At 44.5% G+C, this 23444-nt stretch carries 23 protein-coding genes and 2 pseudogenes; 15 read left to right on the forward strand and 10 right to left on the reverse strand.

All coding sequences use genetic code 11. The annotated features are described in order from the left end of the window. Positions 1–74: 74 nt before the first annotated feature. From ACH19P_RS17070 to ACH19P_RS17090, 5 genes are all read left to right on the forward strand, one after another. Complete coding sequence (locus ACH19P_RS17070) at positions 75–503, forward strand: hypothetical protein (protein WP_188728718.1); 429 nt, start codon at positions 75–77, stop codon at positions 501–503. 557 nt (positions 504–1060) lie between these two features. Beyond that, positions 1061–1348, forward strand: a complete 288-nt coding sequence (locus ACH19P_RS17075; RefSeq protein ID WP_462159811.1) for a hypothetical protein — start codon at positions 1061–1063, stop codon at positions 1346–1348. Positions 1349–1468: 120 nt separating this feature from the next. After that, positions 1469–1927 carry a hypothetical protein gene (locus ACH19P_RS17080; RefSeq protein ID WP_462159812.1) on the forward strand — a complete coding sequence of 153 codons (459 nt, stop codon included), beginning with the start codon at positions 1469–1471 and terminating at the stop codon, positions 1925–1927. Positions 1928–1963: 36 nt separating this feature from the next. Then, positions 1964–2482, forward strand: coding sequence for a hypothetical protein (locus ACH19P_RS17085; RefSeq protein ID WP_462159813.1), 519 nt, complete (start codon positions 1964–1966; stop codon positions 2480–2482). Between the two features lie 490 nt (positions 2483–2972). Further along, the gene (locus ACH19P_RS17090) at positions 2973–3881 is read left to right on the forward strand and encodes an alpha/beta fold hydrolase (RefSeq protein ID WP_462159815.1); all 909 of its coding nucleotides are present in this window, start codon (positions 2973–2975) and stop codon (positions 3879–3881) included. An 11-nt stretch (positions 3882–3892) separates the two neighbouring features. On the opposite strand, the gene ACH19P_RS17095 is transcribed toward ACH19P_RS17090, so the two are convergent. From ACH19P_RS17095 to ACH19P_RS17110, 4 genes are all read right to left on the reverse strand, one after another. Further along, entirely contained in the window at positions 3893–4660 is a 768-nt protein-coding gene (locus ACH19P_RS17095; RefSeq protein ID WP_462159816.1) for a substrate-binding periplasmic protein, read from the reverse strand. 111 nt (positions 4661–4771) lie between these two features. After that, entirely contained in the window at positions 4772–5716 is a 945-nt protein-coding gene (locus ACH19P_RS17100; protein ID WP_462159818.1) for a sulfotransferase family protein, read from the reverse strand. After that, positions 5649–6254, reverse strand: coding sequence for a tetratricopeptide repeat protein (locus ACH19P_RS17105; protein ID WP_462159819.1), 606 nt, complete (start codon positions 6252–6254; stop codon positions 5649–5651). The genes ACH19P_RS17100 and ACH19P_RS17105 overlap by 68 nt, the downstream gene beginning before the upstream one ends. Before the next feature lie 113 nt (positions 6255–6367). After that, entirely contained in the window at positions 6368–8950 is a 2583-nt protein-coding gene (locus ACH19P_RS17110; RefSeq protein WP_462159820.1) for a TonB-dependent receptor plug domain-containing protein, read from the reverse strand. A gap of 259 nt (positions 8951–9209) precedes the next feature. On the opposite strand from ACH19P_RS17110, the gene ACH19P_RS17115 reads away from it, so the two are divergent. Next, positions 9210–9602 (forward strand): hypothetical protein, encoded by a 393-nt coding sequence (locus ACH19P_RS17115; protein ID WP_462159821.1) that lies wholly within the window; start codon positions 9210–9212, stop codon positions 9600–9602. A gap of 9 nt (positions 9603–9611) precedes the next feature. On the opposite strand, the gene thpR is transcribed toward ACH19P_RS17115, so the two are convergent. Next, on the reverse strand, positions 9612–10145 hold the full coding sequence (thpR, locus tag ACH19P_RS17120; protein WP_462159822.1) for an RNA 2',3'-cyclic phosphodiesterase: 534 nt from the start codon (positions 10143–10145) through the stop codon (positions 9612–9614). Positions 10146–10216: 71 nt separating this feature from the next. On the opposite strand from thpR, the pseudogene ACH19P_RS17125 reads away from it, so the two are divergent. Further along, positions 10217–11583 (forward strand): annotated as a pseudogene (locus ACH19P_RS17125) (leucyl aminopeptidase family protein). 63 nt (positions 11584–11646) lie between these two features. On the opposite strand, the gene ACH19P_RS17130 reads toward ACH19P_RS17125, so the two are convergent. Both ACH19P_RS17130 and ACH19P_RS17135 read right to left on the reverse strand, forming a co-directional pair. Next, positions 11647–12024 (reverse strand): SpoIIAA family protein, encoded by a 378-nt coding sequence (locus ACH19P_RS17130; protein ID WP_462159823.1) that lies wholly within the window; start codon positions 12022–12024, stop codon positions 11647–11649. A gap of 145 nt (positions 12025–12169) precedes the next feature. Then, positions 12170–13237, reverse strand: coding sequence for a beta-ketoacyl-ACP synthase 3 (locus ACH19P_RS17135; RefSeq protein WP_462159824.1), 1068 nt, complete (start codon positions 13235–13237; stop codon positions 12170–12172). A 217-nt stretch (positions 13238–13454) separates the two neighbouring features. On the opposite strand from ACH19P_RS17135, the pseudogene ACH19P_RS17140 reads away from it, so the two are divergent. The 4 genes and pseudogenes from ACH19P_RS17140 (at position 13455) to ACH19P_RS17155 (ending at position 17077) form a co-directional block, all read left to right on the forward strand. Next, positions 13455–14760, forward strand: a pseudogene (locus ACH19P_RS17140) (metal-dependent hydrolase family protein). Further along, positions 14753–15169, forward strand: coding sequence for a nuclear transport factor 2 family protein (locus tag ACH19P_RS17145; RefSeq protein ID WP_462159826.1), 417 nt, complete (start codon positions 14753–14755; stop codon positions 15167–15169). The pseudogene ACH19P_RS17140 and the gene ACH19P_RS17145 overlap by 8 nt, the downstream one beginning before the upstream one ends. A gap of 109 nt (positions 15170–15278) precedes the next feature. Continuing rightward, positions 15279–16553 (forward strand): ATP-binding protein, encoded by a 1275-nt coding sequence (locus ACH19P_RS17150; RefSeq protein WP_462159828.1) that lies wholly within the window; start codon positions 15279–15281, stop codon positions 16551–16553. A gap of 2 nt (positions 16554–16555) precedes the next feature. Further along, a complete protein-coding gene (locus tag ACH19P_RS17155; RefSeq protein WP_462159829.1) occupies positions 16556–17077 on the forward strand; it encodes a response regulator transcription factor in 522 nt (173 codons plus the stop codon). Positions 17078–17102: 25 nt separating this feature from the next. Here the strand turns inward: ACH19P_RS17155 and ACH19P_RS17160 are convergent, their stop codons facing one another. Continuing rightward, the gene (locus ACH19P_RS17160) at positions 17103–19127 is read right to left on the reverse strand and encodes a TonB-dependent receptor (RefSeq protein ID WP_462159830.1); all 2025 of its coding nucleotides are present in this window, start codon (positions 19125–19127) and stop codon (positions 17103–17105) included. A 163-nt stretch (positions 19128–19290) separates the two neighbouring features. Between ACH19P_RS17160 and ACH19P_RS17165 the strand changes: the two genes are divergently transcribed. From ACH19P_RS17165 to ACH19P_RS17180, 4 genes are all read left to right on the forward strand, one after another. Beyond that, a complete protein-coding gene (locus ACH19P_RS17165) occupies positions 19291–19695 on the forward strand; it encodes a DUF1761 domain-containing protein (protein WP_462159831.1) in 405 nt (134 codons plus the stop codon). A gap of 48 nt (positions 19696–19743) precedes the next feature. Further along, positions 19744–19995, forward strand: a complete 252-nt coding sequence (locus ACH19P_RS17170; protein ID WP_462159832.1) for a hypothetical protein — start codon at positions 19744–19746, stop codon at positions 19993–19995. 64 nt (positions 19996–20059) lie between these two features. Further along, positions 20060–20329, forward strand: coding sequence for a CBU_0592 family membrane protein (locus ACH19P_RS17175; RefSeq protein ID WP_462160192.1), 270 nt, complete (start codon positions 20060–20062; stop codon positions 20327–20329). A gap of 108 nt (positions 20330–20437) precedes the next feature. Further along, positions 20438–21814 carry an aldehyde dehydrogenase family protein gene (locus ACH19P_RS17180; RefSeq protein ID WP_462159833.1) on the forward strand — a complete coding sequence of 459 codons (1377 nt, stop codon included), beginning with the start codon at positions 20438–20440 and terminating at the stop codon, positions 21812–21814. Positions 21815–21857: 43 nt separating this feature from the next. Here the strand turns inward: ACH19P_RS17180 and ACH19P_RS17185 are convergent, their stop codons facing one another. Together ACH19P_RS17185 and ACH19P_RS17190 are read right to left on the reverse strand one after the other, a co-directional pair. Beyond that, entirely contained in the window at positions 21858–22478 is a 621-nt protein-coding gene (locus tag ACH19P_RS17185) for a hypothetical protein (protein ID WP_462159834.1), read from the reverse strand. Between the two features lie 174 nt (positions 22479–22652). Beyond that, positions 22653–23372: a PP2C family protein-serine/threonine phosphatase gene (locus ACH19P_RS17190; RefSeq protein WP_462159835.1), complete on the reverse strand. Its 720-nt coding sequence runs from the start codon at positions 23370–23372 to the stop codon at positions 22653–22655. Positions 23373–23444: the final 72 nt, after the last annotated feature.

The following is a 23444-nucleotide window of genomic DNA, read 5'->3' on the forward strand; positions in this document are numbered from 1 at the left end:
CGCTCCAGAATAACACAAAGCAGCCTACGTATTGGCCGCCCTTTATTGCGGCGTTATGTGACTAGGAAGGTTCAGTGAAAATATTTATAACATTTTTAATTCTAGTCGTTACTTTTGTTTTGCTGGTTACTTTTAGCAACAGAGTGCAAGTGTTTTTACTTTACAAAATGTATTCTCTTGGTTCAGGCATGGATGATGGTGCTACAGAGTTGTTTACACAAAACAAGCATCGCTACAAGCCAGTGGTATTAGATTTACTCAACGCTGATAATCCAAATACTTATAAAGCCCGAGCGTCATTCTTGTTTGCAGAACTTTTGTTAGATGATCCAGATATTAATAAAAAGATTCAGGAAATATCTCAGAATCATGCAAACAAACATATCAGGTGCTTTTGGTTTGATGTTTTAAATAATCGTTTTGAACATGTTCGCATTAGTGGAAATGAAGACGATAAATTTGCAGCTTATGTTATTAAAGATAAAGGCAGTAAATGTGAGTAATGGTCACATAACAATCGCCTCAACAAAGGACGTAAAAAGCTTGGCTTGCGCTCCCTCGTCGCTAATTATAGCCAAGCCTTTTTACGCCTGTTAGGCGGGCGTTATACGTTTCTAGAGTTCGGAGTAAATTAAGTGCCTGAAGAAGCAATTACGTTTGCGAAAAAGCTGCTGGAAAGCGATGAAGATTACTTAGATAACGTAATTAAGCTATGGCGTATTGGTAATTAAGCTATGGCGTATTGGTAATGAAAAGTATGGCCAATGCTGGAACACTGAATTTCATATTTTTGGTGAAATTGAATCAGAAACAGATCATTTACCCTTAACTCATGTTAGGTCAAAGTGCTCAGAAGAGTTTCTGGCTAAAGCTGATAAAGAATTAAAAGAAACTATCGAGTATTATCGGGACAGTGTTACTAAAGCTTGTAACATCATTATCAGTGGTAAAAACGTATAACAAGCGCATTAATGAACGGACGTCTAAAGCTGGCTGACGCTCGTTCCTCGCTGATTTTAGCCAAGCATTATCCGCCCATTATGCGGGCGTTAGGTGTCCAATGGATTGGTTAAGTAGAAATTTTGCATTGTTAATTGGAGGTATAATATTACTTCCATTATCTCTAATGGCCCTTATCCTCTGGCTTTCGTTTGGATATGGCTTCGCAATTGAACAGTCAAAACTATCTCATTTAGTTGTTCCTGCAATCATTTCTTATTCATTTGTATACATCGTATGTTTTAAACAGGCGACCAAAAAATTTAAGCTTATAGGTGATTACGGATATTGGGATACTTTGCCAATCATTTATTTTGTCGCAGGTATTTTATTGTTTGGCTTAGGTTAAAAGGCCACCTAACAAGCAAATTAACGCTCGGACTAATAACGCTTGGCTTGGTTCGCTGCGCTCACTAGTATAGCCAAGCATTATTAGCCCGTTATTTGGGCGTTATACCTACAGGTGAATATGCGAAATTCTCTAGTCTTATTAATTATGGTTCTTTCCTGTAGCTCCTTTGCGGGAACAGATGAGGAATCTAGAGATAGACTTAAGTATTTGTATGGAGAAAGTGAGATATATGAAAACTTTTTCTATGAATTAAAGAATGCCCTTATAACAAAAGAAATCGAAAAAGTTGCCAACCTCAATGGTTACCCCATTAGAGTCAATTTTGATAGCGGTACAAAATACTTTAAGAATAAAAATGAATTCATTACGAACTATGAAAGCATCGTAACCAGTGAAATGTTAGAAAGGGTTAAACAACAGTCTTTCGCAAATCTTTTCGCTAATTCTTACGGTATGCATATCGGCTTAGGAGATATTTGGTTTACAGGATATTGTATTGGCAAAGACCCAGCGAATCCCTGTGAAAAAGTTAAAGTGAATGTTACGGCCTACAACGTCAATCATGTTAAAAAGTAGGTATAACAAACGCATGAATGAATGGACGTCTAAAGCTTGGCTGACGCTCGTTCCTCGCTGATTTTAGCCAAGCTTAATCCGCCCATTATGCGGGCGTTATGCATACAGGAAATGGTCGTGCCTTTTAACAAGCTAATTGCCCTAGTTTTCCTATTAAGTTTTTCTGTACATTCTAGTAACGACCTACCAAAGGTTACAGTGTTTGATAGGGAAATAGTGCTTCCATCGTTTTGTGGAAAAATTGAAAAGTTTAGTGATGGCTCTGTACATGTAATCTGTGAGGTTATAGATACTTCTTATGACGCCGCATGGTTAAGTATTAAGCCGCTAAAAGATTTAGAATTAAATAAATTTCAGCAATCTAAAGAGCTTATTGAGTTTAACGAGTTTAAACTTGGCACTCTCATCCATTATAAGATTGGCCTTCAGTTTGAAACTTCAGAGGGTTTAAAAAAAGTAAAGTTAGAAGTTTTCTGTGACGCACAGGAATGCTTAACGATAATGGGCGATATAAACAATCTATTGGAGAATATAAAAGCACAGATTGCAGGTTAGCATGCATAACAAGTTACTCAAAAGGACGCAAAACGCTTGGCTTGTGCTCCTTCGTCGCTAATTTTAGCCAAGCATTTTTGCGCCCATTAGTAAGGCGTTACCGAATAATTACTCTAACGTGTTTCTGTCCAAATATGCGTTATGTTCAACGTCTGCTGACAGTCAATGTTGGCCTTATGACCACTAATGGCACAAGGCCGCTTCCCTTCGTAAATGTGAATTACACAACATAGAAACCATCAAACAAACTTTTTCGGCACATTTTCATCGTCTTTTTGCTAGCGCTCATCTAGCCAGTGGCTCCTACAACTCGAATTTCTGACATCAACGAATAAGGGTTCTGCATTGGTGTTACTGTATAACCAAAATCTCATCGTGCCGCAGATTCTCATTTTGAATGGCACTCGCCAAATTTGGGGGCGCGCATACTACTTGTCGCTTTTAGTGCCTACTGGTAGGATGAGTGAAAAGAACAAGAAGTAGAATAACCATGTCCGAGTTAATACAAGAGTCGTTGTTAATTGACTATACCCCGACGCAACAGCTGCATTTACGTTATATTGCCGAGCGAGATGCGACGGGGCCAGTCGTATTTTTCATGCATGGTGCTGTCGAGAATGGCAAAATTTTCTACACTCATTCCAATAAGGGTATTGCTCCGTTTCTTGCGCGTCATGGATACCGTTGTTATGTCGCTGACTTATGTGGGCGAGGAGAAAGTAAACCTGCTATCAACAAAGGTGCCAGCTACGGGCAAACAGAGGCTATTTGTCAGGAAATTCCGGCTTTTATAACGCATATTCAGCAACATTGTGGCGAGTTTCCCGCATACTGGGTGGCGCACTCTTGGGGTGGGGTGTTGTTCAATAGCGCTTTTGCGCGCTTTCCACAATACATAAAGTCAGTCAAAGCGTGCGCGTACTTCGGTTCAAAGCGTTCGCTTTATAATCGTCATATCAGTAAATTTATTCAGGGCAATATAATTTGGTATTGGCTTGCGCCCAAATACGCGAAGAAACATGGTTACCTGCCCGCTAAAAAGCTGAAGTGGGGCAGTGATGATGAGACAGTCAAATCACACCGTCAAAGTATGCAGTGGGCTAAAATCAGGCCTTGGATCGACAGTGATGATGGTTTTGACTATGCCAAAGCACTCAAAGGCAAAGCGCTACCACCTATTTTGCACATTGCGGGTGTCAAAGATAAGGCGCTGGCCCAACCAATTGATATCAAAAAGTTTATGCAGGAGTCAGGTGTGGGCATTCAGCAATTGAATGTGTATGGCCGAAACAAAGGGCATCACCATGACTATGGTCATATCGATATGCTAACTCACCCACAAGCACAACGCGACCAATTTCAAGATGTGCTTGAATGGTTTGAAAAATACAGTTCCTAGAGCGATTGAAGTTAGTACTTGTTAAGTATGTTTTGGTATTGCCCTGATAAGCGTAAATCACTCAATGCATGATTGAAATCATCACGAATCGCCTTTTTAATGAACCCTACGTGGTAATCAGTGGGGCTAAATATGTTGTGAACCGTTATTGCCTGAGCGTTTAAAGGCGAATCTAAGCGTTGTTGGTAGTAATCAAAAATCCTTTTATCTATGACTAACGCATCCACACGCTCTAAAAATAGCATGGAAACCTGACTTTCTTGATTTGCTATCTCAGCATAACGTGAATTGCCCTTTGCCATGGCATCGAATGCATCGCCTAGGTTTATGTTGGCGTTTTGAAAAGCGAGGACAGACAGCGAGCTTAAGTCGTCTATCGATTTGATAGAGATGTCATTTTTTGACAGCGTGACGACTACATTATGAAACTCAATATGAGGCTCAGAATAGTAAATATCTCCACTTTCATTGTCACTTTTAAGAGTGAGCGCTGCGTCAGCTAGGTGGGAGTGCAATGATGATTTAAGACGGGCAAAAGGCACGTAAAAAAATTTAACCGTATAGCCTTTATTTTGTAACGCAGTGCGCACGATTTCTACTTCAATACCGGACTCAAATTCAGCGATGCTGTACGGGGGAAGGGTGTTACCAACAGCAATATCAAGTTTAGTTGGTGACGCCAAAGACACCTGGCATATCAACAGGGATGAGATGACGAACGCTAAGAAGCGATTCAATAAAGCAAAAGTGTGCAGTGCGAATGTATGTGTGTCGGGCACGATGACCGGTAGCCTTTGGTTGAACAATAATTAGACAAGGTTATTATAGTCAAATACTTAAACTGCGTGTGTATCAAAGTGTGCTGTTCGAATACTCACGCTGTCATCAAACTAACTGTTTGCGCTCTCCTGCTCAGGAGGTATGACGCTAATGGTGACTTCACGGTCAAAACATTCTTTAAATGACGCTTCGTATTCTTTGTATGCCTTGTTTGCAGTGGCATAAAGGGGTTGGCGCACTTGAGTTCGACTCAAGGTATTAACCTGCAAGTGGGTATCATAAAACTTTAAGCTAGCTTGGGTGTAGGTGAGACCTAGCCAGGAAAATAAGGGGCGCAACAGTGCTTGCGGGTCTTCCACTAACTGCTCGTAGTGTACTGTGGTGACGCTTTGTGGGAGACAATCTCGCCAATGTTGCATGAGTTTGTCATACCCTTCGTAGTACGTCATCAACGCATTCATATCACAGTAAAATGCCTCATTAGCGCCGAAGTAATGTGTGAACACTGACCACGCCATGGGGTAAAAGCTGCGGCGCATATCAATGAACTTAGCATTAGGAAACAATGCCTTAATGGCCCCTACAGATTGAAAGTTTGCAGGTAATTTATTGATGATCACTGCGTTACTGAGTTTATGCTTACTTATTTCATTAGCATATAGCTGTCGTAACTGTGTGCGCATATCCTTGTTTGTGGTTGCCATGCATTGTGGAAACGATTTATTGCTACTGTGGCTTAAATAAGCCATAAGTCTACGACTGAACACATCGTTTTCACCCAAACTCGCAACGCTTGGATGTTGGCACAGCATCTGCTCCAATAGCGTTGAGCCTGAGCGTGGCATGCCGATGATAAAGACAGGTGTAAAGCTGGGCTTTACTGGGTCTTGCACTTCATCAATGAACTCGGTGCTGAATTGGTCGATAATGTCTTTGATAAAATGATCGAAACCACCATCTAAAGGACGACAAAGCTGTGATTGGAGTTCATTTGCGAGACGCCAATGAGAAAACGCTTGGTTTTTTATCCCCCAAATTATGATAGCTCTTTGCAAGTGTGTAATGCAGTACGACATTAGATTGGTTATGTTGGCTTCTAGCAAGCAGAGCATGCAGGTGTTCAACATGGTCTTTGGTAATGGCCTGTGTGTCGATATTGGAAAGATCGTAATAAATATAGGGAGTCACTGCGCTATCAGGGCATTTTAGACCTTTCTTTAGAACGTCTGACGCTTGGCGGGTGTAGCCGTAAATTTGCAAGTGCTGAGCAAAGCGATAAAACGCCTCGGCATTGTGCGGTGCTATTTTGCAGCAATACTCCAAAATGTCGAACGCGTCTTTTCTTTGTTGCATGGCATCAAACGCGTCGGCTAGCGCGAACAATGGGTTAAGCACTTTAGGTAAACGCTGGCAGGCTTGTCGGAGCAAATACACGGCCTCTGGGTACTTCTCAAGTCGCATGGCGATACGCCCAAGCCCGAATAACGCTTCTCCCTGATTTGGGTTGGCTTCAAGTACAGAACGATAATGAAAATCAGCCTCTTTTAAGCGATTTTCACTGAGTAGTTGATTGGCCTGCTCCAGTAAGTTCATAACTCTGCTGTGTAATATTTCCTTTGAATTCAAAATACTCCCCAAATATGTAGAGCGCAAGCATAAAAAAGCGGGCTGACGCCCGCTTATAAATCTCAATGGGTATTGCTTTATTAGAAGGTGTAAGACGCTTTCACGTAGTAGTAACCACCGTTAAAGCCATAAGGCGAAGTTTCATAGAACTTGCCACCCCAGGTGTTGTTCGCTAAACCTGTTTGGTCAGCGAAGTCTAATGGCTCACCTTCTTCGTCAAACATATTTTGTGCACCGACAGATAGACCGATATTGTCGTTCACATGGTATGTTAACTCTGCATCAAAGGTGAATGACGCGTCTGCCATTTTCGCCGTTGCATCGTAATCTACGTGCACGCCTTGGTATTCACCGAAGTAGTTAGCACGGATAAAGCCTGAAACTGACTCCCAGTCCTGAGACCAAGTGAAGGTCGCACGGTGTTTTGGTAAATCATTTTCTAAGCGATCTACTTTGAATGCACCAGTAATATCACTGAAGCGAGTAACTTCTGTTTCATTCCAGTTGTATGCAGCACTGAAAGTTGAAGAACCACCCAAAAGATCAGCGCTGTAGTTGGCAACAACATCAACACCGCGAGTTGTAGTATCGAAGTCGTTGGTGAAGAAGCTGACTTGAGCAAGTTGATCTACGTTCGGTACACCTGCTTGCTTAAGGGTTTGCTTATCGGCATCAGATAGCTCAATTTTATCCGATTGCGAAATACGGTCTTCAACATCAATGTTGTAGTAATCAACAGTCATGAAGAAGTCGCCGTTTTCGTAAACTGCACCGAACGTGTAGTTGCTTGACTCTTCAGGCTCCAATTCAGTACCACCTAACTGTACAGAAATTGGGTTAGTAGGAGGCAATAACGCCGAGTCTACTAATACACCGCTGCTCAAGTTTGTTTGTACGTTACTCACATTCGCTTGACCCACTGTTGGCGCACGGAAACCTGTGCTCACAGAGCCTCGAAGTGAGAACATATCATTAATTGTGTAGTGACCTGTTACTTTGTAGTTCGTTGTTGAACCAAAGCTATCGTAATCTTCATAGCGAAGTGCGAAGCCCATCAAGAAATCTTCAGTGAATAGGGTCTCAACATCAACGTACGCTGCATAGTTACGACGAGTAAATTCACCCGCTTGCGATGGTTGGAAACCAGGGAAGCCGTTCGAGCCGATGCTGAAACCTTGCTCTGTTAACGGACCTACCTCGAACGACGCTTCGTCGCCTGAAATAACTGAGAAGGTTTCTTCGCGCCACTCTAAACCACCGGCAACGTTCACGTCATCATACAAGCCCCAGTCAAACAACTTACTCATGTCGTAGTTAAATGTTTTTTCTAGTTGCTCATATTTACCTGGAGAGAAATCACGAGGTGTATCTGGGCCCAATGACGCATTTACTGTGTTGTAAATGAAATAACGTGATGCGTTGTAACCTACCGATGCACTAGCATCATAGAACCAACCAGCAAAAATACCTTCGCTAAATTCACCTTTCACACCTGCGGTGATAGAGGTATCAACGATGTTACCACCAAAGTTTGGTGTGAAACCGCCTGGGATAAGCTCATTGAACGCAAAACAATCTGGATTATTTAATACTCCATTGATGAACTCAGGGTTGTCTAACACATTGTCATCGATTTGGATGTTCGTTGGACAGTTACCGCTCATGTCACCCGTTAAGTCACCCACTAAAAGTGTTTCACCACCGTCGTTTGAGTAAACACCTGGGCGGGTGTGTGGGTTACGGTAGTAGAAGCCACCGCGAACATCACGCTCAGAGTAGTTACCGAACATGTAAAATTCATCATCGTTAGACAGCTCTAAACCGATGTTACCGAACAACGTGATGTCGTCGTTAACTTCTGGTGAGCCCCAGATTTGTGCAGGGTCGGGTACGCCAGGCACGCCAGCTTCGATGAAGGCAGCAGCATCAGGACGCTGAACGCTGCGGCTTGTTGCATCTGCATTTTTGTATTGGAAACTGAAGTTAGCGAAGCCGTCATCAGTAAATGGAAGACCGATGTTACCTGCGATTTGCGTTGAATCCCCATCGCCTTCGTAGTATTGGCCATGGCGAACTTCAAGCATGCCACCTTCGCTGGCATCTTTTAATACGAAGTTCATTACGCCGGCGATAGCATCTGAACCGTATTGTGCAGCAGCACCGTCACGTAGTACTTCGACTTGCTTTAAGGCAATGCTAGGAATTACTGAAATATCAGGACCTTGCGCACCATCGTTAATACCGCCACCTAAGAATGCAATCACCGATGCACGGTGACGACGCTTACCATTTAGCAATACTAGCGTGCTGTCTGAAGGCAAACCGCGTAAATTCGCAGGGCGAACAAGCGTTGCAGCATCACTAATTGGGTTGCTGTGTACGTTGAAAGAAGGAACAGTCCCCTTGATAGCTTCAAGCATGTCTGTGTTACCAGATTTGCCCAGCTCATCGCCACCGATGATATCAACTGGTACAGGTGAGCTACCAATTGAACGTGGTGCAGCACGTGAGCCGACAACCGCAATTTTCTCAATTTTTTCGTTATTTTCTGCCCCAGTTTCATCTTCAGCGAAAGCCATACCACTGTTCATTGCTGCGATTGCAGATGTTGAAAGTAGTGCGCAGCGAACAGCTGATTGCAGTTTTCTGTACTTTAACTTCATAGTTCGTCCCCCAGACTTATACAGATTTATCTTTGTTTGTTGTCATTGTGTATAATATACGTATACAGATCATTAACAATCAGATCAACACTGTTTAACAGATGACGTAAAATTGGTACAGGTGTTTGCGGGCTTTGAATTTGTAAAAATTAGATGCAATAACGATTGACTGTGAAAGCGTGAGAAGGACGTTACAAATCCTAGCTTCGCATACAGAAGTGTGTGACAATCGGTTCTGGAAATTACTCAGAAGTACATTATGCGGATATATCGTTCGTTTCATCGAGCACCTTTGCGAGTATTAATGATTTCGCGGCGTCGTCAAAAAATAAAGCTTCGTCGAGCGATGGTCACGTTAAAATGGGCGTTAGCACAAGAGCGTCAAGAGACGCGAGAAATGCTTGAAATCTACAAACGATACACCAAGCGACAAGCCAGCAAACAAGAGTTGGAAATTGCCAATAAGCAGTTCATCGACATCCTTAAAGGCTTGGGGTTAGGTGTGTTTGCAGTGTTACCATTTGCGCCTATCACTATTCCATTAGTGGTGAAAATTGCCCACATGGTTGGTGTCGATATTCTGCCAAGTTCGTTCAGTCATCCTAAACCTCCCAAAGCGAAACCCACAGAAGAAACGGACAAAGAGGGCTAATTAAGCCGCTCATTTCAACGGAAATTGGGCGATAGGGTGGTAAACCAGCCCAAGCTCATCTCTTGTCGAGTGATAAAGAGCAAATTCAGTTACATCTAGCTGGTGATGTGTTGGTGCAGCATCGACTTTCGGTGAGTGTTTCAGCCCTCGGCCTAACGTAATGTGCGGTCGGTAGCTCGCGTGCTGATCCTCAATACCGTACTGCTTCGCGATAGTTCTTAATTGTGCGGCTAAATCGATTAATTCAGCTGGTGCAACACTGGGTTTTAGATGAAACAAGCCATTATGTTGCCAAAAGTCGTAGTCATCTATCGTCAGTTTAAACGACTTTACAGACAGGGATTGCACCTCGGTCGTTAATTTCGCTGCTATCTCGTTTGAGGTTTCGCCTAAAAACAAAAGGGTCAGATGCCAATTGCGCGATTGAGTCGGCGCTTTGGTCATTGTGACACTTTGCGATAGCCAATTATCAATTTGCTGTTTAGTGTATTTGTCTAAGCCCAATGCGAAGAACAGTCGTTTTGATGTAGGTACGTGCTGCATAACTCAGTAGTATCATTTAGTTATTGGAATTGTTATCCTGACTATTATTAGTATTAGACAGTGAGTCCGCAATGCAATTACTCATTAATAAACCACGCTTAGACACTCAGTTAATCCCACTTTTTGTATTTGATAAAGCCCAATGCCAAGCATGGTGTGAACAGCAAGATGAATTTACACAAAATTGGTTGGCGAGTGCCCTTGAACAAACAGGTTTATGTATCGTGCCAAATACTGCTACAGGTCAGCCACAACAAGCTGTACTTGTTTGCCAAAATACACAAGATATGTGGGCCGCAGGCGATATAGTTAAGAAGCTACCTAAAGCGGACTACCAATTACAAAACGTTGAAAATTTTAAAGAAGTAGCGCTTGGATTTGCCCTTGGTGGGTATCAGTTTAGCGGCTATAAGCAAGTATCGGCGCCTAAAGCGCGTTTATTAATTGAAGACCCATCGTTGTTTAGCGAATTGACCGCGCATGTTGAGTCGACTCAGCTGGTTCGCGACCTCGTTAATACCCAGCGGCAGACATGATGCCGCAGCACCTCAGTGAAGTAATGAGTGATTTAGCTACTCGTTACCAAGGTGAGTTTAGCGAGTGGGTGGGCGATGAACTGCTTGAGCAAAACTACCCAACAATCCATTTAGTGGGCCGCGCCAGTGAGAACAAACCTCGCTTACTCGATTTACGTTGGGGCAAAAAAGATGCGCCTAAAGTAACGCTTGTTGGCAAAGGCGTGTGTTTTGATTCCGGTGGTTTGGATTTGAAACCTGCAGATGGCATGCGTTTGATGAAAAAGGACATGGGCGGTGCAGCGCATGTGATTGGCCTTGCTAACTTGATTATGGCGATGGACTTGAACGTGCAATTGCGCGTGTTAGTGCCTGCTGTTGAAAATGCGGTTTCACGCAATGCATTCCGCCCAGGTGACGTAGTTAAAACACGTAAAGGTATTACTGTAGAAATCGACAACACCGACGCTGAAGGGCGCTTGGTTCTGTGTGATGCGCTCGATGAAGCGCAGCAAGATAATCCTGACCTTATTGTTGATTTTGCAACTTTAACCGGTGCGATGCGCGTGGCGCTGGGCACTGAATTGCCGGGTTTCTTTAGCAGTGACAGTGAACTCGCATCTAAGTTGTGCGCAATGGGTGAGCAAAGCCAAGACCCTGTCTGGCACATGCCTTTGTTCGCGCAATACAAGAACTTGTTAAACAGTGATGTTGCAGACATGACTAACTGTAGTAAAGGCCCATTTGGTGGCGCTATTACTGCAGCGCTCTACCTACAAGAGTTTGTTGCACCAACAACGCCTTGGATTCATTTTGATGTGATGGCATGGAATGTCCGCGCTTTACCTGGCCGACCAGTAGGTGGGGAAGCCTTTGGCATTCGTGCAGTGTATGCACTTCTTCATGACAAATTCGGTAGCTAAAAATATCAGTGTGTTGATAACGGTCATCAAATGCCGTTATCAACACAGATTCGCCTAAAACAACTATTCTTCGTTCAACCACATTAGCGCATCGCCCGGACGGGTAAAGTGCTTGATTTCCCCACTGACAAACCAGTTTGCAAATCGCGCGGCATAGGCTTGCCAACGTTCATGACCATACAATGCAATGCGTCTAAATTGATGGCGATGTGTCATGCCCAATTTAAAGTCATCCCACATTGCATGGGCACTGAACCCTTCGAGTGCACTGGCGTCAATAAATACGTCTACTATGCGTTCATCAACACCTTTAAGCGCATCATCGAACATCGGAGTGATGATCTCATAGTCTTGATGTCCTAACGTACCTACCAGCACCAGCGTGATATAAAACCGCTCATTATTTCGTTCGATGCCTATGTGTAACCCATGTCTTTTCATTGCCGTGATGTTCCTACGATTTAACTTTTCTGTCTAAACCATAGTCAATTTTTTCAAGGGTATTAATGATTTGGCTCAAATTTGGGGGCGGAACAATAAAAAAAGCCACAGGAGTGGCTTTTTTAGGTCAAATTACAAAGGTGACTTACTTTTGGCAGGCTTTCACTGCATCAGCAATGAGTTCCAAACCTGTTTGTGTGCATGGCGCCAGTTCCGCTGTGCTCTCACGCATCGGTGTAACACGCTCGCCCCACTTAATGTAGCTGGCGGCCCATGTAAGACCTGCACCGAATGCTGCAGACATAATATTTGCGCCAGGTTTGATCATGCCGCGCTCAACCGCTTCACATAATGCGATAGCAATGGTTGCCGCTGATGTGTTGCCGTACTCATCAATGTTGATCATCACCTTGTCATCTTCAACTTTCAGGCGCTGTTGTATCGATTGGATGATACGTAAGTTAGCTTGGTGTGGAACCAGAACATCGATGTCGTCTAAGCTAATTTGTGCTTGGTTTAAAACATCATCACACGCAACACTCATGCCTTTCACTGCGCGCTTGAAAATCTCAGGGCCAATGAAGTTAATTTCAGAACCACCGATGGCTTCGTACTTATTGATATTCGAACCAAAGTTCTCTATGTGCAGAATACTTCTGTCTGAACTATCACAACCAGATTTAGAGGCAAGTAAGCCCACTTTTTGCTCAGTTGCTTCGAGAACAACCGCACCTGCGCCGTCACCGAACAGCACAGCGCTGTCACGACGCGCCCAGTTTACATACCAAAGCATACGTTCAGCAGCAATCACTACTGCACGCTTGATCATACCGGCTTGAATTTGTGCAGTGGCCATTTGCAACGCATACAAAAAGCCTGAACACGCTGCGTTGCTGTCACATGCAGCTGCACCGGTTGCCCCCAGACGTTGTTGTACTTCAGAGGCCGTGTTTGCCACCACGGTACTTGGCGTACAGGTCGCTACCAATACCAAGTCTAGGTCCGCAGCGTCTAAACCTGCGCAATCTAATGCACGTTGCGCGGCCACTGTAGCGAGCTCGGCCGTACTTACATGACTGATATGGCGAGCTTTAATACCAGTACGTGAGCTGATCCACTCATCTGATGTATCGACGACGGTAGCAATGTCTTCATTGCTAATTCGCGCTGGTGGAATACACTTACCCCAGCCTGTGATCTCTGCATAGTGCATATAAAATCCTAATCGTTGCTGCATGGGACGCAGTGTTTTTATACTGGCCCGATGTCTTTTGCTTATCGCTACTTTATACCAAAATGCCGTAAGTTGGTCGAGTTATACTGGCGCAGTAAGGCAAAGTATGTTGTGTTAGATTGTAAACATAACTGCATTTTATATTTGCAGTTTATGTACCTAATAATACAAATAATCAAAAGGTTAAGGGTTTAAGATGAAGATAACGCTCCTATCAACGCTCGTGTTTATGGCGACATCCGTGCCCACCGCTTGGGCCAACACCACGCTAATCCATGCGGGTGAATTACTCAGCGCAGCAGATAAAAAAGTAGCACAGCAGCAAACAATTGAAATTGAAGATGGCAAAGTAAAAGCCATTCATGCGGGTTTTCTCACATCTGCAGACTTGGGTTTGCAACACTCTGAGCTGGTCGATTTAAGCGACAAGTTTGTCATGCCCGGTTTAATTGATTTGCATGTTCACGTTGGCTTTGAGCGCGATCCAAAGGCAAACCCTCACAGAGCGTTGATGGAAGTAGAGGCTGACAGTGCGTTGCGGTCAGTGAATTACCTTCGCTCCACACTTGAAGCCGGATTTACGACAGTTAGAGACCTAGGTGGCAGTAATGATGTTATTTTCCCGCTGCAACGTGCTGTAGACAAAGGGGTGATCGTAGGCCCCCGAATTATCGCTGCGGGTGAAGCTGTCACACCCACGGGAGGGCATGGTGATATGCACGGCTATCGCCAAGAAATTCTCGAAGCATTTACGCCTAGAATGGGCGTGTGTGATGGGGCAGATGACTGTACTCGGGCTGTACGAGAGTTGGTCAAAGCTGGCGCGCAAGTAATCAAAATTACAGCCACTGGCGGTGTACTAAGTAATACCAAAGCGGGTTTAAATCAACAGCTAACAGATGCTGAGCTAAGTGCCATTGTTGATACTGCTCATAACCTCGGTCGCCCAGTGACAGCCCATGCCCATGGCGCCGGAGGAATCGCAGCAGCGCTCAGAGCTGGGGTTGATTCAATAGAACATGGTTCTTATTTGAATGATGACATCCTTAAATTATTCAAACAAACTGGTGCGTATTTGGTTCCTACTTTACTGGCTGGTGTTTCGGTTAGCGAAGAGGTGCAATCGAACCCGAACATTCCCCCTGCGATTGTTGAAAAGATAAAAACGGTGGCGCCAGTTGTTAAAGCGTCATTCCAAAGTGCGTTGAAGAAAAAGAATCAATATCGCATTTGGCACGGATTCTGGAGTTTCTCGTCATGGTGACAATGCTAAGGAATTTGTGCTGTTGGTGGATTATGGCATGACGCCAAGGCAAGCGATTGCTTCGAGCCTAGAATCTGCTCCTAAGGTATTGAATATGGAGAAAGAAGTTGGCAAATTAGAAACAGGCTACTACGCTGATGTAATCGCACTCGATAAATCACCACTGGATGACATTGGCCAGTTACTGTCTGTCGATTTCGTTATGAAACAAGGGAAAGTTATTAAGCACAATGAATAAAATAAAAGCGCAGCTATTAGAACAACTGGTCGAATGCGAACGTGCACTTATGCGTGATGACGTTCGCTCTGATGCTGCGCGCCTCAGTGCGATGCTTGATAACGATTTTATCGAAGTATCAGTGGATGGTCGCCGTCTCGATAAAGAAAATGTACTCGAACGTTTGCCCAAAGAGCGCTCCAAAGGTAGAAAGCCCATATTCCACAATCAAGACTTTACCGGCAGAATGCTCAGTGATGACGTTGCTCAAATTTCCTATAACGCTGCGCTGAAACGCATCAAAGGCGGGCAATGGCACTTCTCTATGCGTATGTCGATTTGGCGTTTAAACGATGATGAACAATGGCGTTTGGTGTATCATCAGGGCTCCCCGTGCGAGCCCTTTGCAATAAAAGGTCAGGAGCGTTGAGGTATATCAAACAGCTTTCAACAAACTTGCCAAAAAGCACAGTTCAACTTCCTCAGTGATACCTAAACTAGTACAATCTTCGCAGTCATAAGCAAAGGTGTATCCCCCCTTGGATTTGCTCCCTCAATCAAGTATTAGTCGCGTATTGTTACTTCGTAGCCTTGCTATTGTTGTGCAGTTTTGCGCTGTCTTAATTGGGCACTTCATACTAGACCTCGATTTGGCTCTGCTTCCCTTACTGCTTGTGATTGCGTTGGAGTCTGTATTTCAACTAGCGAGTGTGTGGTTATTGCGTAAGCGTTTGCGCCAAAATGAGCGTGTGGGCTCATTGACTATTGTCTGGCAACTTATCGCTGACATTGGCTTTTTAACGCTATTACTCGCGCTCAGCGGTGGGGCGACGAATGCGTTCGTTTCCTTGCTTCTCTTACCGATAATCATTGCAGCGGTCACTCTACCTGCACGCCTTACTGCAGTTATCACTGTCATTGCAATAGCAATTTATACTTGGCTTGTTGTTGTGATGCCTCAGCAACATAGTGTGCATGGAGCAGGGCACCACACAATGGCGATGCAAGGCCACTTTATTGCCATGTGGGTCAATTTTGTTATTAGTGCGCTGGTGGTCGCGACTGTTGTGAGCGCATTAGCGAGAACGATGGCAAAACAGCAAAGCGCTATTGCGCGCAGTCGCGAAGAACAACTTCGTGCAGAACAGTTGTTAGCGTTAGGAAATGCAGCGGCTCAAGCGACCCATCAACTGGCTACTCCCCTGGCTACGATTGCGTTACTGCACGAAGAGTTAGAGGAATTGAGCTCGTCGCAAGCGAGTGTAAGGCCTATTAGTGAAGAGTTAAAAACACCCATTGAGCAATGTCAGGCGCAACTGGACTTATTCAGGGAGCGGTCTGAGCAATTACGCCAAGCGCAAAAGAATGTCACCGCATCATCTAGTTGTACTATTGGTGAACTTGTAACTGAGATTAAGCAAGCATTTAGTCTTCAATTTCCGCTACAAACTTTGCACGTTGATACCGCAGAAGTTCTTATGGATACACATATTAACTCGGACCCGTTATTGAGTGCGGCGTTTTTAAATGTCTTAGCTAATGCAGCAAGGGCAAATGAACACGTAGGTGCGTCAAATATCAGTTTGAAGGTGAGTGGCCACACGCAGCAAGTGCAGTGGCGAATCGAAGACCAAGGACAAGGAATTAATACCCAGCAATTAGCTGATTTGGGCTCTGTCATCATAGCCAGCGATAATGGATTTGGTGTGGCAATGTGGTTGACGAACGCAACGATAGAGCGCTGTTGTGGACGATTGGCACTAACAAATACCCCAGCTGGCGCTTGTATTGATATTTTTTTACCTAAGGCCTAAACGTGAATATTTTGCTGATTGAAGACGACAGTGTATTTGCACAAACATTAATGCGACGCCTCATAAGTGGTGGTTGCACTGTGTCGCATGCAGCAAATAGCAGCGAAGCACTCTTGCAGGCTCGTGCCGTTCGCCCCACCCATATTATTCTCGATATGAATCTTGATAGTGAGTCTGGATTAGCTCTGTTAGCGCCACTTCGTGCCTTATTACCAGCAACTCGGATTGTGCTATTGACAGGGTTTGCGAGTATCGCCACAGCTGTGCAGGCTATAAAACTCGGTGCGGATGATTATCTGTGTAAACCCGCTTCATTAGCGATGATATTAGCAACATTAAACGGGCAGGCGAGCGATGACTCTGTGTCAGAGGACATCGTGATGTCGCCAGATCGAGTTGAATGGGAGCACATTCAAGCGGTGCTTGGTCGCAATGATGGTAATATCTCTAAAACAGCAAGACAACTCAATATGCACCGCCGAACTTTGCAACGTAAGCTGCAAAAAAAGCCGGTCTCAAGTTGAGACCGGCTGTGGGGTAGGCACCAGCCTACAGTAGCAATGAAATACCCAGATTAACTGTGCGGCCCCGCGCAGCTAGTTTTTCACCTACCTGAGTTTGAACTTGAGCGATACGATTACGGCCACTGAGGTGTTCGCTGTATGCCTTATCAAATACATTTTCAATACCTGCGCGGATGCTTACTGAGGGGGTCACATCCACAGAGGTTGTAAAATCGAGAACGCCGTAACCAGGTGATTGTAATTCTTGGTTGTATCGCGATACCTTGTGTTGCTTTGTATAGCCTCGCCAGTTCACTTGTGCACGTAGAGTGTCATTAGTGTAATTAAGGCCCAGTTGAATATTCGCTGGTGTAATTCGATAAAGGTCATCCTGAACGCCGTCAACACGTTTTGCCCTAACGTAGCTCGCGTTAGCATTAATGTACCAGCTTGGGTTGATAGTGTAGTGAGAGGTAACATCAAACCCATAAAGCACAGCGTCTATGTTGTTAAACTGCAGCGCATTGTGACCCCCCATCATATTGGCCACTTTATTAACGACTGCATCTTGAATAGGGGTACCCTGCACATAATCGTCAACATGTTGATAAAACACTTGTGGACTCAAGGTGAGTTGTCCTGTTTGAACAGAAATACCGATATTAAATTGATACGCGGTCTCCGCTTTTAAGTTGATGTTACCGACATAAGTACGTCCATCGGCTAAACCACCGGTCGATTGCATCGGGAGCCATAAATAACGAGCTTGATACTGCGGTGCGCGCTGTTTTACAGCAAATGCATAAGACAGTGAAGTGAGTTCATTGACACTGTAGCGATTATTGAATGTGACATCGTAAGTTCCGGTAAACACATTTTTGTCTGCGTTATTGAATCGTTGTTCTAGCAAAGCCGCTGCAGGCATCATCATCGCCATCGAAGAACTCACATTGTTGGCATCGGACATGTTTGCTTTGACTCGCACGCCGATAATGCTCTCTAAATGTTTTTGGGACAGATGATATTGAGCAAAAACACTGTGGCGATGGTCTTGTACCTCATTAAAATTAGTGACAAAGAACATCGGATTACTAGGATTTGTAATATCAGCGTTATGGGTACTCAGTGACGCATCGTACCCTATTTTCCAGTTATTACTTTCTAAGTGGGCATATAAACCTGTGCTTTTCGACGATGCTCGAGTATAGCGTTCTTTTGATGCAAAGCTCACAAATCGCTGTTGGAAATTGTCCATACCATGGTCACCATCTTGATAAGCAAGACCCCATGACAAGGTCCCATTATTCAATGTGTGGTCACCTTCGAGTTCATATTTGGTTGTGTTGATGTAATCAATATCCATAGGCAGAGCAGGGGTGCCTGTAGAGCCGGTGTCCGTTTTATGAACGTTGACATGAACGTTCCCTTGACGAGCAGAGAATGTTGTTAATAACCCAAATTGACGGCGTTTATAGTGACTGTTAGGAATAACGCCTGTCGCACTGTGTTGTTCGTCACTGTACTGTTGTTCTGCATAGGCCATTGCTCCAAAACTGTCAGCACCAAATCCTGTAACTAGGCTACCTTTGTAGGCATTATTCTCATCTAAATTGACGTTGCTTTGTGCCCACGGTGCTTCTTGTGTGTGTGCTTTTCTCATTGTCACTTCGATGGCTCCACCGAGCGTGTCGATACCCGCACTAACAGGTGCTATCCCCCTGTATATTTGCATGTGCTTTACCATTACACTCGGTGCATAACTTAAAGGGGTATCCATGGCATTTGGGCCAGCTCCAGCCAGTTGTAATCCATTATTGTTGATATTGACGCGCTCTGCGAACATTCCTCGGTACTGGGCAATACCCGTGATAGGGCCATTGGTATTGATGTTTGCGCCAGCGACCCCTTTGAGCCAAGCGCTGGTATCTTGACTAAATAGCACTGGTTCAACAGCTAGTTTTTGCTCGTTGGGTTGGTGATAAGAACCTGTGACAGTTATCACTTCCATCGCGTAACTTGAAGCGTTGAGCGCGAGTGCAAGTGAGGATGCCAGTACGGATGTTGAGTTCATTATTTTTTCTTGTTGCCGTGATGTTTGAGACTATTTTCCTGTGCTTGCGTGACCTGAGCTAGGGGAATCTGCCAATGTGCGACATTTTGTCGCAGACATACATTTTTGCTGCTCTTTCGATCTCAGGCTACGCTTAGAGGGTATAGGCAGTGTGAGTATTGCTATGAATTTCTCCGAATTAAATTTTCTTGCGGTGTTATGTGCTGCACTCGCTACGTTTGTTCTCGGTGGTCTCTGGTACTCTCCTTTGATGTTCAAATCTGCTTGGCTTGATGGCTGCGGACTCACTGATATGGACTTGGCTGAGGCGTCGATGCCAAAAGTGTTTTCTTTAGCACTTATTTTGTCTTTGATAGCCGCGTTTGTTTTTGCGTTGTTCTTAGGCCCGAAACCGGATTTGGGATTTGCTGTTGGCGCAGGCTTTGCGGCAGGTATCGCGTGGGTGGCGACATCGTTTGGTATCAGTTATTTATTTGAACAACGGCCCTTGAAATTGTTTCTTGTTAACGGCGGCTATCACACGGTGCAATTTACACTAATCGGTTTAATACTCGGGTTGTGGCATTAGCCTCGTAATTCCATGATAAACTGTGCAATCAACTGAAAAGGGGAGTGCATGGCAAAACCAAACAAAAAAGGCCCAGTACGAACGGTCGATATTTTTTGTGCTAAATGTCGAACTCAACTCTACACCTATCGTAAAGGGGGCAAAGGCGCATTGGTGAAATGCTTCAAAGAGCGGATCACTGAGGATTATACTCAACAGCCGGCCACGTGCCCTCAATGCCAACAAGTATTTGCTCGAGACATGCTCATACGCGGTACCCCCGCATTTAAAATGATTGGTCAGAAAGTGTATATGAAGTAGGGCAAATGTCCTTAGGGGGAATCCCGGCCCTTGGTAGGCTTGCGCTGTATAAATAGTGGAGTAGATCATGGATCTTTTATTCGATGTAATTGGAATGAGTGGTACCTTTTTGGTGGTAGGCGCTTTCTTTTTATTGCAGTTAGGAAAACTTCCTGCATCAGGTATTGGCTATAACGTCATGAACCTAACGGGGGCCATCCTTTTACTTATCAGCCTGTGTTACAACTTCAACTTGGCCAGCTTTGTAATTGAAATTTTCTGGATAGCTGCATCCCTAATCGGTATTTATAAATACTATAAAGCACGTCGAGAGTTAAAACTCGCACAAGCTTAATCTTGACTGTTACCAGTATTGGCTTCAGTTCAATACTGGTAAATCCTTGTTTAGCAATGTATCTTTTTAATCTTACGCTGTATTTAAACAACCAAATTTTCTACTGATATGATTGCTAACATCCCTGAATTGGAACGAGTTTATAACCAATTTAACACTTTTCATCGTGACCAAGGGCCGTTATCGCTTGGGCGTCGAAAAGAGATTCTTGACGCATTACGACAAGCGCTCATAAGTCATCAGCACGTGCTTGTGGAAGCTGTGAGCAAGGATTTTGGTTATCGCGATGAATTCGACACGGTTTTTAGTGATATTCTGCCCACGGTGGACGCAATTGCATATTGTGCAAAGAATCTTAAACGCTGGACTAAACCCGAAAAAAGGCGCGCTGGATTCGCTCATTTTCCATCTAAATTGTACGTAAAGTACGAAGCAAAGGGCGTTGTTGGTGTGATCTCGCCATGGAACTACCCGATTAATCTTGCGTTGTCGCCAGCTGCTTTCGCGATAGCTGCGGGAAATAGGGTGGTGGTTAAACTCAGCGAATACACCCCTCATTTAAACGCAGCACTTAAGGCGCTATTGCCAGCAAACACAGAACAAGTTATCGCCTTCGTTGAGGGGGAAAGCGACATTGCTGAAGCATTTAGTGCATTGCCTTGGGATCACTTGCTATTCACTGGCGGCACACAAATAGGTCGCCATGTTATGCGCAGTGCCGCGCAAAATTTAACGCCTCTTACTCTGGAGTTGGGCGGCAAGTCGCCAACGGTTGTGCTGCCTTCGGCACATTTGCCAAGTGCAGTATCGCAATTGTGCTTTGGCAAATTGACCAATGGCGGGCAAATTTGCGTCGCACCCGATCACGTTTATGTACCTGATCATCTGCTTGATGATTTCATCGAACAAATCACACAACGTGTCGCTGCTGTGTCGTATCCGAGTACCCAGATTATTTCCGATAGAGCACAACAACGCATCAATTCTTTATTGGCACAAGCATGTGAAAACGGGGCAAAGGCGCTGCCATTGTTAGATGCAAAAGGTAATACACGTCTTACTCTGTTGCTGAATGTCGACACTCGCATGGACATCGCAAACACCGAAATCTTTGGTCCGATATTACCTGTTTATGGTTACGATGATATTGATCAGGTGATAGAGACACTCAAAGGCCAAGCAAAACCTTTGGCACTGTACTTATTCGCTCAAGACGCTGAACAATGGCAACATGTTAGTGAACAAGTGCAAAGCGGTACATTGGCCATAAACGACACCTTGATGCAGGTGAGTGCAACAGATTTGCCGTTTGGCGGCGTGGGCGAGTCTGGATTTGGTCAGTACCATGGTAAAGAAGGGTTCATTACCTTTTCTCATGCCCGCGCTGTTGTTCACAGCCCGGCGCGTTGGCCTAAAGCACGATTATTGCTACAGCGCTCTAAACTATTGCTCGGCTTGTCAAAGTGGCTGTATTTGAGAAAGTAGCAGTTTAGAACGTAGAAGTGGGCGCAATGCCCACTCTAGCGTGTTAGCGAGGTAAGTTTTTACTCAATTTCTTGTGTTTGTTCATTACGCCTGTGTAATAGCCATGCATCGCTTCATGCAGTTGCTTTTCACTGCGCTTAATGTGTTCACCTTGCTCAATGATTTGCATACTGAGTTTTATTTTTTCATCACGAATCACATTGATTTCATTACTTTGACGATCAAAGCGCGCTTGCAGCTCATCAACGTGGAGATTTGATGATTTTAGGAGGTCGTGCAACTCTTTGTTACGCTCTTGCAGGTCACGGCAATGATGCTTGAGTACATGTTTGCTGGTATTGGCTTCTTCTAATTGTTGCTCTAAATGCGCCATTTCAATTTGTACTTCACGCTTAGCTTGTGTTTGCACCTGCTGCATTTGCTCGGCCATTTTATCCATGTGTGCTAACGCCTTCTTGTTCAGAGCCTCAGCTTGATTTATTTGCTGGATTAGTGGTTCTTGAGCTTGTTGTAATTGTTTAACTTGTCGCTCTTTTTCTTGTAGTAATTGCTTATAAAGGTACAACTGCTCATGCAGTGAGGGTTCACCACTTGATGTACTGATATGAGTGACATTAGGCTGCGTTTGTGAATCAAAGTGGGTGGGGATATCTGGGTGCGCCATGGTCTTTCCTTGTTTGGTCATATGAGTAGCTGGTTAAATTTTAGCAACCATGTAGCACCAAACTTGTTGATCTAAATCACACAATCAAAACCTGAAGATACCAAGAGGGACGCTTGTTTGATCTAGCGCAAGAGAAAATCCAGGGCGCATGGCGCCCGAAGGGATAAAAGAGTGTTAACGTGTAAACTTTGCCAATACACAGCTCACATTGTCGCGCGCGCCGCGAACAAGCACTGAGTGCACCAGTTTTTCTATGCTGACATCGATATTGGCACCAGTTAGCGCGCCTTCGATTTCAAAATCAGATAATGCGTCATGCAAGCCATCGCTGCACAGTAAAAATGTGTCGTTCGATTTCAGTTTGCCTTGAACGACTTCAATTGCAACGTGGTTAGTTACGCCAATTGCTCTTGCCACTTCATGTTTCAAAGGGTGACTCGCTGCTTGAACACTGGTGATGGAACCGCCATCAAGAAGTTGATTGGCGCGACTGTGATCGCGAGTTTGCTGCACTAAGGCACCTTCGCGGAATAAATAACCTCGGCTATCACCTGCCCAAATAAAGTGATAATCGTCCTCGCCAATCACCAGTGCAACGGCAGTGGAGCCAATGCGTTTGCCACTCAGTTCCTCAATCCCATAGTGGTATAAGTCCTCATTGGCGGCGTGCAGTGCTTGGACGACAAGCTGCACAGTACTTTGATTTCCCGTATCTTGCTCAAGTCGATTGGCAACATGGTTAACCACTGTTTTGCTGGCGAAGTGGCCATCGCTGAGACCTCCCATGCCGTCTGCAACGACCCATACTTGGTGATTGGGCAATTCCAACACGGCATCTTCATTGTCCTTGCGAACAAGACCTTGATGACTTTTAGCGACACTTTCTACGACCATAGGAAGCCTCCGTTCTCATCACAAGAATGGCAAGACAGAACAGGAGACATGTGTCTTGGGGCGTAAGCAAAA

Source organism: Pseudoalteromonas sp. GB56 (genome assembly GCF_054923835.1).